This window comes from Aeromonas cavernicola, from assembly GCF_002795305.1.
In the GTDB taxonomy this organism is placed as follows: Bacteria; Pseudomonadota; Gammaproteobacteria; order Enterobacterales; family Aeromonadaceae; genus Aeromonas; species Aeromonas cavernicola.
In genome coordinates, this window is record NZ_PGGC01000037.1 from 26,745 (window position 1) to 39,202 (window position 12,458).

The window sequence follows — 12,458 nt, forward strand, 5'->3', positions numbered from 1 at the left end:
GACAGGAGTCGCAATATGTCGCATTCCCCTTTGCCAGATGATCGGCACTATACCGCTGATGATGTAAAAATCATCGAAAAGTCAGTTGGATATGACGGTTTTTTCAAAGTTAATCGGTATCGCTTGCAGCATAAACTATTTGCCGGTGGCTGGAATGGACCGATCGTGCGGGAGCTGTTCGAACGCGGTCATGCGGCCGCGCTGCTGCCTTATGATCCGGTGCGCGACCAGATCGTGCTGGTGGAACAGTTTCGTATTGGTGCCATCGAAACCAGCGCGACCCCGTGGTTACTGGAGCTAGTGGCTGGCATCATTGATGCTGGTGAAACAGCTGAAACGGTGGTGCGCCGTGAGGCCGTCGAGGAGGCTGGGATTGTGGTCGGTCGCTGTGAACACGCTATCAGCTATCTGGTGAGCCCGGGTGGCAGCACCGAGCGGATCGAGGTCTATGTCGGCGAAGTCGATGCCAGCTTAGCCCACGGGCTACACGGTCTAGCGGAAGAGGGGGAGGATATTCGAGTACACGTGGTGAGCCGCGAGCAGGCGTTCACTTGGCTCAAAGAGGGGCGCATCGACAATGCCGCCTCGGTGATTGCCCTGCAGTGGCTGGCGCTCAATCAAGGTGAGCTACGGGCCCGCTGGTTGGCGAACCGCTAACATGGCGATGTCGCTGCCTTACAGCAAACGCTATGTTCCCAACCTGCTCTCCTTGCAGCGTACCTGTGAGGTCAACTATATGACGCTGATGAAGTTGTTACCGCCTGAGGGGGACGTGGGGGCGGTTCGTCGTTATCGGGTAGGTAATGAGTTGCAGTTTGAACTGACGATCAGTGCAGATAGCCGTTTCACCAGCCAAGTGTTGTTAAGTCAGCACAATCCTGAGTTACCGGATTACCTGCAAACAAGGATAGAGATTCGCCTATACCATGATGTGCGAATGGCGGAAGTGTGTGCGGCGCAACAGATTTCCCGTTTGAAACCAAGGTATGATTACCCCAATAAAGAGATGCATCAGCGAGATGAAAAAGAGCAGGTCAACTTGTTCTTAGCCGAGTGGCTGAAATTTTGTCTCAGGCATGGCACCAGTCCCATCAATATCTCCGGCTAACTAGATATAAAGAAGCGTGATTTTGGAAACAAAGCTCCCTCAGGCGCAAGACGGCAGTGTGCGCCTGTTACAAATAACCGATACCCACCTCTTCGCCAGTGCCGATGGGCAACTGCTGGCTGTCCGTACTGCCGATAGCTTGGCGGCCGTCTTAGCGCAGGTGCAGATTAACGATCATCCGTATGACTTGATCTTGGCGACCGGTGATCTGTCGCAGGATCACAGCGCAGAGTCTTATCAGCGTTTTGCCAGCATGATGTTGCCACTGGCTCGCTCCATCTATTGGTTACCCGGTAATCACGACGATGCCCCCTTGATGACAGCCTCTATGCATGCGGTGGGGATCAGCGAAGCCAAGCAACTGGTGGGAGATCACTGGCAAGTGTTGCTGCTTGATACCCAAGTGCGCGGTAAGCCCCATGGCGTGCTGGGTGACCATCAATTAGCAGCACTGGATCAGGCGCTACGCCAGTATCCGGATCGCCATGTACTGATCGCGTTGCACCATCAGGCGGTGCCGGTGGGGTGTGCTTGGCTCGATCAACACAATCTCAAGAATGCCGATGAGCTGTTTGCGGTGCTGGCGCGCCATCCGCAACAGAAGACCATCCTGTTTGGTCACGTTCATCAGGAATTTGACGAGGTACATCAAGGGGTAAGACTGATTGCCAGCCCCTCCACTTGCATCCAGTTCAAACCGCTGTGTGACGGTTTCACCTTGGATGAGTCAGGTCCCGGCTGGCGTTATCTCACGCTTCATCCCGATGGCCGGATCGCCAGCGAGGTATGGCGACTGCCAGTGGGGCAGTTTGTGCCCGACCCCAACGCCACCGGGTATTGAGGAGCGCATTGCATGACGTCGGTTCTCCTTTATCTGCACGGTTTCAACTCTTCACCGGGCTCCGCCAAGGCGCAGCAGATGGCGGCTTGGGTGGCGGCTAATCGGCCCGATATCGAGGCGATCATTCCCGCCCAGCCCAATACGCCAGCGGCGACCTGGGCGGCCATCGAGCAGACCATTGCCAATCTGCAAGAACGTTATAGCAGCGGGTTCAAACTCGGCGCTGTGGGCAGCTCCCTCGGCGGGTTTATGGCGACGAGGGTCAGTGAGCGGTACGGTTGTCGCGCTGTGTTGATCAATCCGGCAGTGCGTCCGCACGAGCTGCTCTGCGACTACCTTGGCCCCCAAACCAATCCCTACAGCGGCGAACAGTACGATCTGCTGCCTGAGCATATTGAGGAGCTAACGATGCTGGCCGTGCCGGTGACGGCCCCCGAGCGGCTTTGGGTCTTACAGCAGCAAGGGGATGAGGTGCTCGACTATCGCAAGGCGCGCGATGAATACTGCTTCGCCCACCTCTCGCTGGAGTGCGGCGGCAACCACGCCTTTGTGGCGTTCGAGCGCTACCCCGCCCAGATCGTCCGGTTTCTCGGGTTATAGTCAGGTTTGAGTCAATAAGGGTGGTCTCGCCCTGCTTGTTCTTCTCCAGATCAAGCTTTCGGTGCGGGGAGTTTGTTCTACCCCCGCCTAGCAGTTAAGATTCTCCCCAAACGTCAATTCGCAAGGCCCCCCATGTCTACTCAATACAATGCGGATGCCATTGAGGTCCTCAATGGCCTTGAACCGGTGCGTCGTCGCCCCGGCATGTATACCGACACCACTCGGCCTAATCACCTCGGCCAGGAGGTCATCGATAACAGTGTCGATGAAGCGCTGGCGGGCCACGCTCGCACCTTGGACGTGATCCTCCATGAAGACCAGTCCCTCGAAGTGATCGATGACGGCCGCGGCATGCCGGTCGATATCCACCCAGAGGAAGGGGTGTGCGGGGTGGAACTGATCCTCTGCAAGTTGCACGCAGGCGGCAAATTCTCCAACAAGAACTACCAGTTCTCCGGCGGTCTGCACGGGGTGGGTATTTCGGTAGTAAACGCCCTCTCCGATCGGGTCGAGGTGACGGTGCGCCGGGACGGCCAGGTCTATGACATCGCCTTCGAGCGGGGCGACAAGGTGCAGGAGCTGACCATCACTGGCACTTGTGGCCGTCGCAACACCGGCACCCGGGTGCGCTTCTGGCCGCAGGCGAGCTACTTTGACTCGCCCCGCTTCTCGGTCACCAAGCTGGAGCACCTGCTCAAAGCCAAGGCGGTGCTCTGCCCCGGCCTCACCATCAAATTCCTCGACAAGAACACCGGCATCAAGCTGGAGTGGTGCTACGAAGACGGCCTCAAGGATTACCTGATCGACGCCGTCAAGCAGTTCACCTGCCTGCCGGAGCAGCCCTTTATCGGCGCGTTTAGCACCGAACAGTCGGCGGTGGACTGGGCACTGTGTTGGCTGCCGGAAGGGGGCGAATGCCTCGCCGAATCCTATGTCAACCTCATCCCCACTGCCCAGGGCGGTACTCACGTCAACGGTCTGCGTCAGGGCCTGCTCGACGCCATGCGCGAGTTCTGCGAGTTCCGCAACCTGCTGCCGCGCGGGGTCAAGCTGACCCCAGAAGATATCTGGGATCGCTGCGCCTACATCCTCTCGGTCAAGATGCAAGACCCGCAGTTTGCTGGGCAGACCAAGGAGCGGCTCTCGTCGCGTCAGAGCTCGGCGTTTGTCTCCGGCGTAGTAAAAGATGCCTTCAGCCTTTACTTAAACAGCAACACCGAACTGGCGGAGCAGCTAGCCGAGCTTTGTATTGCCAGCGCCCAGCGCCGGATGCGGGCCGCCAAAACGGTGGTGCGCAAGAAGATCACCCAAGGCCCCGCCCTGCCCGGCAAGCTGACCGACTGTAACTGCGCCGACCCCATGCAGGGTGAACTGTTTCTGGTGGAGGGGGATTCTGCGGGCGGCAGCGCCAAGCAGGCGCGGGATCGCGAGTTTCAGGCCATCATGCCGCTGCGCGGCAAGATCCTGAACACCTGGGAAGTGGAAGCCGGTCAGGTGCTCGCCTCCCAGGAGGTGCACGATATCTCGGTGGCCATCGGGCTCGATCCCGATTCCGAGGATCTCAGCGGCCTGCGCTACGGCAAGGTGTGCATTCTCGCGGATGCGGACTCAGACGGTCTGCACATCGCCACCCTGCTCTGTGCCCTGTTCGTGAGGCACTTCCGCACCCTGGTCAACAAGGGCCACGTCTATGTGGCCATGCCGCCGCTCTACCGGATCGATATTGGTAAAGAGGTCTACTACGCCCTCGATGAGGATGAGAAGAACGGCGTGCTGCAGCGGGTCGAGGCCGAGAAGAAGAAGGGCAAGGTGATGGTGACCCGATTCAAGGGCTTGGGTGAGATGAACCCGAAACAGCTGCGGGAAACCACCATGGACCCCAATACCCGCCGTTTGGTGCAGCTCACCATGGGCGAGATGGAGGAGGGGGACGAGACCCTGCAACTGATGGACATGCTGCTGGCCAAGAAACGCTCTGGTGATCGCCGTGAGTGGCTGGAAGAGAAGGGCAACCTAGCCCAGGTGCTTTAAGATGTTAACTTTATTAATTAATGGGGGGAGATGAGATGATTAAAAGTTTTCGCTTAAAAAACTTTACGCTGTTCCGCGAGGAGGAACTGCATCTTTCTCCCAATCTGAATGTCATCATCGGTGAAAATGGTTGTGGCAAGTCACATCTATTAAAGGCGCTTTATTCCTTAGTAGCAGTGAGTGCGGATCAGGGGCGAAAAATAACAGACCATAATCTTGCAGAAAAAATAAACATAATTGATGCAAAATTAAAATTTTTTCAAATCATGGAGTTTGAACAAATAGTTTCTTCGCTACCGATAGCAGACAGCCTCTCAACTAAGGAACACTTAGAACAGTCAAAAAATAATTATGGCCTTAGCCTTAAAAGGCAACGAGAAGATTTAATTAAAGAAATTGAAGGGTCAATAAATAAACCAACAAAAGCTTTTTTAGAAAAAGGCTGTGCCGAGAAGTTAAACAATGTGCTACGTCCAGAGAGGCTGGGAAATCTAACCTCACATCATGTGATTGGGGATGATGATCGGCGAGCCAAGTTGTTTATCAGCAATGATGATGAGCGCACCGATATTGGCATCAGCTTCTCAGCCAACAGCCAATCGGGGGTTCAGGTCGAGTCGTTACCACAAAGCTGGATCCGAGAAAAACCAGTATTTTTCCCGACTCGTGAGCTATTGACGCTCTATCCCGGGTTTGTCTCTACCTATGACAACCACTATCTGGAATTTGAGGAAACCTACCGCGATACCTGCTTGCTATTGGGTTTGCCAGCTCTGAAAGGAGAGCGGGAAGTATATGCAAAGGAGCTGTTAAAGCCAATTGAAGAGGCGATGGGCGGGGAGGTTATTCTCGATAGCAACGGGCGTTTTTATCTGCAACAGGGTAAGAAGCGCATCGAGATGCCACTCGTAGCAGAAGGGTTGCGCAAATTTGCCATGTTGGCACGCCTTATCGCCAACGGCTCTCTGCTGGATAAGGGATATCTATTCTGGGATGAACCAGAGGCTAATCTCAACCCTAAACTAATTAAAACACTAGCTAAAGTCATATTGGACATGTGTAAGCAGGGAATTCAGGTTTTTATCGCGACTCACTCTCTATTTTTACTACGTGAGCTAGAAATTTTGCAAAAAGATGAGGAATACAGAACTTTATCGCCGCGTTACTTTGGTTTGAATATTACCAGTGACGGAGTAAAGGTTGAGCAAGGAGATGAAATATACGATCTTAGCCAGATTGTTGTATTGGATGAGTCGATATTGCAAGCGGATCGTTATCTGGAAATGGATTAGACTCTGATGGCAGATTTTAAAGAACGAAACTTAACGTTTTATTTTCCAGATGAAGCAAGCGTCGAAAAATTTGACGGCTGGGTATTTGTTAAAAATTTTCAGAATCAACATCAGGGCACTAAGGCGGTTGATCTTATTGCTTTACATCCTGAGCATGAGAGTTGCTGGCTGATAGAGGCGACTGATTACCGTATTTTTGCCAATCAGCGCGCCATCGACAAAGTCAATAAACCGAGTGTCTTGGTCGATGAGTTCGAAAAGAAGATAAAAGATTCACTGGTATTACTCGATGCTGCAAAAGTGAACGCGCCACAAGCGCAGCAGTTATTTGCACAAGATGTTTTGGCGAAGGCACAAAAAAGAGCTGTGTTTCATATCGAGCCTCATATTAAAACGCCTAACCTTTGCCCTGCGCCAGAACATCTGGCAGACATAAAAAGTGCATTAAAGCAAAGGCTTAGAGATATTGATCGCAATCCTATCGTTATGTCGATGGCTCGCCCGAGCAAACAAGTCTTCTGGTTGGTTACATCGGATGAGCCCATAGAGGGGGCGCAATGATGAATGAACAATTAATGAGTCTGGACGGGGTAGAGCGCCAGCCAATGCGCACCTTTACCGAACAGGCTTACTTGAACTACTCCATGTACGTCATCATGGATCGGGCCTTGCCGCATATTGGCGATGGCCTCAAACCGGTGCAGCGGCGCATCATCTACGCCATGAGCGAGCTGGGGCTGTCTGCGCTGTCCAAGCACAAGAAGTCCGCCCGTACCGTGGGTGACGTGCTGGGTAAGTACCACCCCCACGGCGACAGCGCCTGTTATGAAGCCATGGTGCTGATGGCCCAGCCCTTCTCCTACCGCTACCCGCTGGTGGATGGTCAGGGTAACTGGGGTGCGCCGGATGATCCCAAATCCTTCGCCGCCATGCGTTATACCGAGGCGCGCCTGTCGCGCTTCTCCGAGCTGCTGCTCTCCGAACTGGGGCAAGGCACGGTGGAGTGGACGCCGAACTTTGACGGCACCATGAAAGAGCCGGTGGTGCTGCCCGCCCGCCTGCCCCATATCCTGCTCAACGGTATTACCGGCATCGCGGTGGGCATGGCAACCGACATCCCGCCTCACAACGCGCGGGAAGTGGCCTACGCCTGTGCCGAGCTGCTCGACAACCCCAATGCGGGGCTTGATGTGTTGATGCAGCACATTCAGGGGCCGGACTACCCGACCAACGCCGAGATCATCACCCCGCGCGACGATATCCGCAAAATCTACGAGACCGGCAAGGGCTCCATTAAACAGCGGGCGGTCTGGAGCGAGGAGGATGGCGACATCGTCATCACCGCGCTGCCCCATCAGGCCTCCGGCGCCAAGATCATGGAGCAGATCGCCGCCCAGATGGTGGCCAAAAAGCTGCCGATGGTCAGTGATCTGCGCGATGAATCGGACCACGAAAACCCGACTCGGCTGGTGATCATCCCCCGCTCCAACCGAGTGGATGTGGAGGGGCTGATGGCCCACCTGTTCGCCACCACGGATCTGGAGAAGAACTATCGGGTCAACCTCAACATCCTCGGCCTCGACAACCGGCCGCAGGTGAAGACCCTTAAGATGATCCTCTCCGAGTGGATCATCTTCCGTCGCGAGACAGTGCGGCGCCGTCTGCAGTATCGCCTTGATAAGGTGCTAGCTCGCCTGCACATCCTCGAAGGCTTGCTGGTGGCCTACCTCAACATCGACGAGGTGATCGAGATCATCCGCACCGAGGATGAGCCGGGCAAGGTGATGGTGGCGCGTTTCAATATCAGCGAAACCCAAGCCGAAGCGATTTTGGAGCTGAAACTGCGCCATCTGGCCAAGCTTGAAGAGTTCAAGCTGCGTGCCGAACAAAGCGAATTGGCCGAAGAGCGCGACAAGTTGGAGCTGATTTTGGGCTCCGAGCGTCGCCTCAACACCCTGCTTAAAAAAGAGCTGCTGGCCGATGCCGAGAAGTACGGCGGCGATCGCCGCACCCCGCTGGTGGAGCGGGCCACCGCCGTGGCGCTGACCGAGAAAGAGCTGGTGCCCAGCGAACCTGTTACCGTGATCTTGTCTGGCGCGGGCTGGGTGCGCGCCGCCAAGGGCCACGACGTGGATGTGGCGGGCCTCTCCTACAAGGCCGGGGATAACTATCTGGCTCACGCCTGCGGCCGCAGCAACCAGCAGGCGGTGTTCCTCTCCACGTTGGGGAGAACCTATGCCCTCGAATCCCACACCCTGCCATCTGCCCGCAGTCAGGGCGAGCCGCTCACTGGCCGCTTTGCGCTGGGGGCAGGGGAAGAGGTGCGCCATCTGGTGATGGGGAGCGAAGGCGAGCCGTATCTGATCTGCTCGGATGCCGGTTACGGCTTTGTCTGCACCTATGACGATCTGATCGGCAAGAACAAGAATGGCAAGGCGCTGCTCACCGTGCCGGAAGGGGGACAGGTGATGGCGCCCCAGAAGATCGGCTCGCCAGAGACCGATCTCTGCATGGCCATCTCCAACGAAGGGCGCATGCTGTTGTTCCCGCTGAGCACCCTGCCGGTACTCGGCAAGGGCAAGGGCAACAAGCTGATCAGCATACCGTCGGCTCGCGTGAAGGCGCGGGAAGAGTTTATGGTGATGGTGGCCATCATTCCCCAAGGGCGGTCAGTCACGCTGTTCTCTGGTAAGCGCAAGCATATGCTGAAACCCGCTGATCTGGACTTCTACCGTGGCGAGCGTGGCCGCCGTGGCGCCAAGCTGCCCCGTGGTTTGCAGCGGGTCGATCGTATCGAGATTGAACCCGCCGCCGGTGCTGAGCTGGTAGCCGAGGGAAATCAGGAAGGGTAATTAATATAGAAGGGCGCGAAAGCGCCCTTTCTATTTAGATTGAATTATTTCACGGGAGATGAAGAGATATATTTTTTGCTGACCCATCCATATACACCATTATTGCTAATATATACCCAGTTATTTTCTTGATGGTGCAATAAAACAAAGTCCCCTTTTTTAAGAGATGTGTTTATATTAGCTCTGATAGTGGGTGATGTACGGACGTTCAATTTTTTAGGAATGACGTACCTTATCAATACGTTTATGGATACAGGCGCAGGTTTTTTGTTTGCAATCTGCTCTTGTATCGGAGATGGATAGCTATAGGTGTTTTTATGGCAAGTTTTGCTCCATGAGATACATGAATTTCCACATAGCTGCCCCTTTTTACAGTTTTTTGCGTAGGCAGGGAAGATGAGTAGAACGATACTTGATAAAAATATAATTGTTTTTTCATGAATAATAAAAAATGCCTAAGCTAGATTTATGTATTTGATATGCCTTGGTAATATTATCATAGTTAAATGATGAGATTCTATGACTTAAATAATTTATCCTACAGGTGTTAATGATAAGTATTTCCGGCTACGTTTGAGGTAATAAAATGATCTTTATCACACATCGCAACTGATAAGTGTGTTATTTTTGTGGTTTGTAATTAAATCGAGTAAGTACAAGATGAGAAAATGTTTACTTGTTATCATGTTAATATCTTTTATTAGTGGTTGTGCTGTATCTTATGATCCAAGTACGTCATCAAAAGCCACACAGGTGGATTTTCCTCCGCTTGGTCAGGTTAGTACGGTATATGTAGGTGACAGTATGATGTCAAAAGGAATTCTTGTTGAGGGTGAAGCCGTTGTGCTTAAAAACTCTATAGATGGTGTAGCCTATGACATACCAAGTGGAACTTACGACAAGCTAGGGTCTAACAATACTGCTGATGTATTTAAAACAGCGACAAGAGAAGGGCAAATTGTTATACAAAATCCTTTCGCCGATCCGTACCAAGCACTTGGAGTGAAGAAAAACAATCCAAATGAATTATGTGTTGTTACGGTTTTTGGTATGTATTCTTGCTATGCTGCAAATTTTGAAATAAAGAAAGTCTCTTCTTTTAATTCAGCATCATTTCAGCAAACTTTGATTTATAGTGGCAAAGTTGGAAATAAAATAAATATCGGCTATCGTGAGACCAGCCATGACATGGCTCGCCCTGCATTTAATAATGATGTTGAATATGACTTAGGTGAATCACAAGAAATTGGCTATAAAGGTGCTGTTGTTGAAGTCATTTCTGCTGATAATCAAAAAATAACATATCGAGTAGTAAAATCATTTAGATATCAATTTAGTCGCTGATTTTTTTGCGCCCCCTCATCCCCGACCCTTCTCCCACAAGGGGAGAAGGGAGCCCGGATCGCAGCCATTCATAGCAACCGTGGTATGGTCGTGACCACCACGGCCCGAGGTTGGCAGGCACTTTTCCCCTCTCCCTTTGGGAGAGGGCTAGGGTGAAGGGAGGTAACCGTAGGGTGCAATGAACAAGGTGAATTGCACCGTGATTGACCCCGCGAGGTTGCCGGTGCAATGCGCTTCGCTTATTGCACCCTACGTCCTTTCTCTTTTGCCTGCTCGCGACCGATGATGCTTCGCTAATCGACCCTACTCGCTCCTGTTTGATTTAACGCTCTGCAACTTGTCGATGGCTTGCCAGCCTATCGTCTGATTGTTATTGCTAACGTTTAAATCATCTTGCTTAATAACTGATGGGATGGCGAGTGATTCCATTTGTAAATAATAGGGTTGCTATTCTTTATTGTGATATTGCCCAATTTAACACATAAAAATAAGGCTGAGAGGAGCGCTCAGCCTTATTTCACTCAGGTGGTAATTTAATTACCTAATATCTCTCTGCCACAGTTACTGGTATTGGCTGGGTTGATCTGGTTATTGAGAAAGGTCACCTCGCCAGTGGGTTGATAATCCGCCGCACTGATGGTCTGTTGTGCCTCTAGGTACTCTTTTAATACTCCTGCATCGACCAAGCCGGCATTGATAGTATTGATGACGGGGTAGTTATCGCCCCCTGCGGCACTGAAACTGGGCAACGCAAAGCTATAGGTAGCATTGATATCAAAGGGTTTGCCGGCAATCGAACGGATGGTGACTCGCTGGGCGCTGCAGTTTACTTCCATGCTGATGCCGCCAAATTGCGGATAACCGCCCCCCGTTAGGCTGGCGACTTTACCCAGATAGGTTACTAATTCATCTCCTTTCATGGTGGCTTTATTCACGGTATTACCGAAAGGATGGACGGTTAGCACATCACGATAGGTGATATCACCGGTTCGAATCGAGGCGCGCACCCCACCAGAATTGACGATGGCAAAGTCGGCCCCCAATTTCTCGGCAGTGGCGGTGGTAATCAGACGGCCAAGGTTGGTTTGGGTATATCGCACAAAGCGCCGTTCTCCCAGTAACAGATCATCAGTTGCCGCGATTCTGACACTGAGCTCCGCTTCGCCCCGCTCTTGAAATACTTGTAAGGTGGAATATAACTCGGGATCTTTGGTGATCTCGTCTTGGATAAACTGAGCCTTACCACTGTCGTCTTTAATCACTGTATTTCGACTATCCCGCTTCACCAGATTGACGGGGATCAGTTCATACGAGGTCAGGGTCAGCTTGCCATTTTGATAATCGAATTGGGCACGCCCGACATATTTGCCCCACTCGTGAGCCTGCATGATCCAGGTGCCGTTTTGTTGATCCGGTTGGCAGTTATCACCTGGCTTGAAATCGGCATATTGGTTGGCTGCCCCAGGTTCCATACAGACAGGATTTTGGGAGTGGCCGCCAATAATGGCATCGAGTGTGCCAGCGGGCAGGTTACGCGCCATTTCAACATCGCCTGGTGCATTGCTGCCGTGCTGGCCATCGGCGTAGTGGCCCATGTGGGTGATGGCGAGGATAAGGTCGGCCTCTTTTTTATTGCGGATCTGCTGACCGAGTTTGGCCGCTTCGTTGGTCGGATCACGAAACTCCAAGGTTTGCACGTGAGTAGGATCAACCAGTTGGGCGGTGTCTTCTGTGGTTAAGCCCAGCACCGCAACCTTGAGGCCATTGTCCAGCTTGAATACTTTGTAAGGATCAAAATAGTGGTTGCCGCTGGCTTTCTCATAGATGTTGGCGGACAACATCGGGAAACGCGCCCATTTACGCTGTTTTTCTAACACACTGAGCGGCTTATCAAACTCGTGATTACCTACCGCCATGGCATCGTACCGTATGCTGTTCATGCCAACGAAGTCAGGTTCAGCGTCTTGCATATCGGACTCTGGCACCCCGGTATTGACGTCGCCGCCAGAGAGCACCAAGACCTCACTGCCGGCCGCTTTTGCCTCAGTCCTCAACCGTTCCACCAAGGTTTTCTGCGCTGCCATGCCATATTCGCCATCGACGTTATGCCAAAACCGACCATGGGTATCGTTGGTATGCAAAATCGTCAGCTTGCAGACATTGTCAGTGCAGGATGTGTTGTCGTTGGTTGAGCTGTTACAGCCGGTCAATGCGGCCAGTACCGTGAGGGCAACGCCACCTTGGATAAAGCGATGTATCATGTTATATCACCTTGATAATATTGTTATTTATTCTCTGCCTGCCTCTGCAGAGGGGAGAATATACCAATAACCTGCGGTGATTTTTGATCGAATAGTCATAATTTCTGGTTAATTGTGATCCTAGACGCA

11 protein-coding genes are annotated in these 12,458 nt (G+C 52.6%); 9 read left to right on the forward strand and 2 right to left on the reverse strand.

The window, feature by feature from the left end:
* Nucleotides 1-15 precede the first annotated feature (15 nt).
* From nudF to parC, 8 genes are all read left to right on the forward strand, one after another.
* Nucleotides 16-657: an ADP-ribose diphosphatase gene (nudF, locus tag CUC53_RS04130; protein WP_100292977.1), complete on the forward strand. Its 642-nt coding sequence runs from the start codon at nucleotides 16-18 to the stop codon at nucleotides 655-657.
* A gap of 7 nt (nucleotides 658-664) precedes the next feature.
* Entirely contained in the window at nucleotides 665-1,108 is a 444-nt protein-coding gene (locus CUC53_RS04135; protein ID WP_420808042.1) for a DUF1249 domain-containing protein, read from the forward strand.
* 22 nt (nucleotides 1,109-1,130) lie between these two features.
* Nucleotides 1,131-1,949, forward strand: coding sequence for a 3',5'-cyclic-AMP phosphodiesterase (gene cpdA / locus CUC53_RS04140; protein WP_100292979.1), 819 nt, complete (start codon nucleotides 1,131-1,133; stop codon nucleotides 1,947-1,949).
* Between the two features lie 12 nt (nucleotides 1,950-1,961).
* On the forward strand, nucleotides 1,962-2,549 hold the full coding sequence (locus tag CUC53_RS04145; protein ID WP_100292980.1) for a YqiA/YcfP family alpha/beta fold hydrolase: 588 nt from the start codon (nucleotides 1,962-1,964) through the stop codon (nucleotides 2,547-2,549).
* 132 nt (nucleotides 2,550-2,681) lie between these two features.
* Complete coding sequence (gene parE / locus CUC53_RS04150; RefSeq protein ID WP_100292981.1) at nucleotides 2,682-4,580, forward strand: DNA topoisomerase IV subunit B; 1,899 nt, start codon at nucleotides 2,682-2,684, stop codon at nucleotides 4,578-4,580.
* Between the two features lie 35 nt (nucleotides 4,581-4,615).
* Nucleotides 4,616-5,872 (forward strand): AAA family ATPase, encoded by a 1,257-nt coding sequence (locus CUC53_RS04155; RefSeq protein ID WP_100293000.1) that lies wholly within the window; start codon nucleotides 4,616-4,618, stop codon nucleotides 5,870-5,872.
* 6 nt (nucleotides 5,873-5,878) lie between these two features.
* The gene (locus CUC53_RS04160) at nucleotides 5,879-6,433 is read left to right on the forward strand and encodes a hypothetical protein (RefSeq protein ID WP_100292982.1); all 555 of its coding nucleotides are present in this window, start codon (nucleotides 5,879-5,881) and stop codon (nucleotides 6,431-6,433) included.
* Nucleotides 6,433-8,724, forward strand: coding sequence for a DNA topoisomerase IV subunit A (gene parC / locus CUC53_RS04165; protein WP_100293001.1), 2,292 nt, complete (start codon nucleotides 6,433-6,435; stop codon nucleotides 8,722-8,724). The genes CUC53_RS04160 and parC overlap by 1 nt, the downstream gene beginning before the upstream one ends.
* 44 nt (nucleotides 8,725-8,768) lie before the next feature.
* Here the strand turns inward: parC and CUC53_RS19540 are convergent, their stop codons facing one another.
* On the reverse strand, nucleotides 8,769-8,963 hold the full coding sequence (locus CUC53_RS19540; RefSeq protein ID WP_420808041.1) for an SH3 domain-containing protein: 195 nt from the start codon (nucleotides 8,961-8,963) through the stop codon (nucleotides 8,769-8,771).
* A gap of 421 nt (nucleotides 8,964-9,384) precedes the next feature.
* Between CUC53_RS19540 and CUC53_RS04175 the strand changes: the two genes are divergently transcribed.
* Nucleotides 9,385-10,068, forward strand: a complete 684-nt coding sequence (locus CUC53_RS04175) for a hypothetical protein (protein WP_100292983.1) — start codon at nucleotides 9,385-9,387, stop codon at nucleotides 10,066-10,068.
* A 533-nt stretch (nucleotides 10,069-10,601) separates the two neighbouring features.
* On the opposite strand, the gene ushA is transcribed toward CUC53_RS04175, so the two are convergent.
* The gene (gene ushA, locus CUC53_RS04180; RefSeq protein ID WP_100292984.1) at nucleotides 10,602-12,329 is read right to left on the reverse strand and encodes a bifunctional UDP-sugar hydrolase/5'-nucleotidase UshA; all 1,728 of its coding nucleotides are present in this window, start codon (nucleotides 12,327-12,329) and stop codon (nucleotides 10,602-10,604) included.
* Between the last annotated feature and the right edge of the window lie 129 nt (nucleotides 12,330-12,458).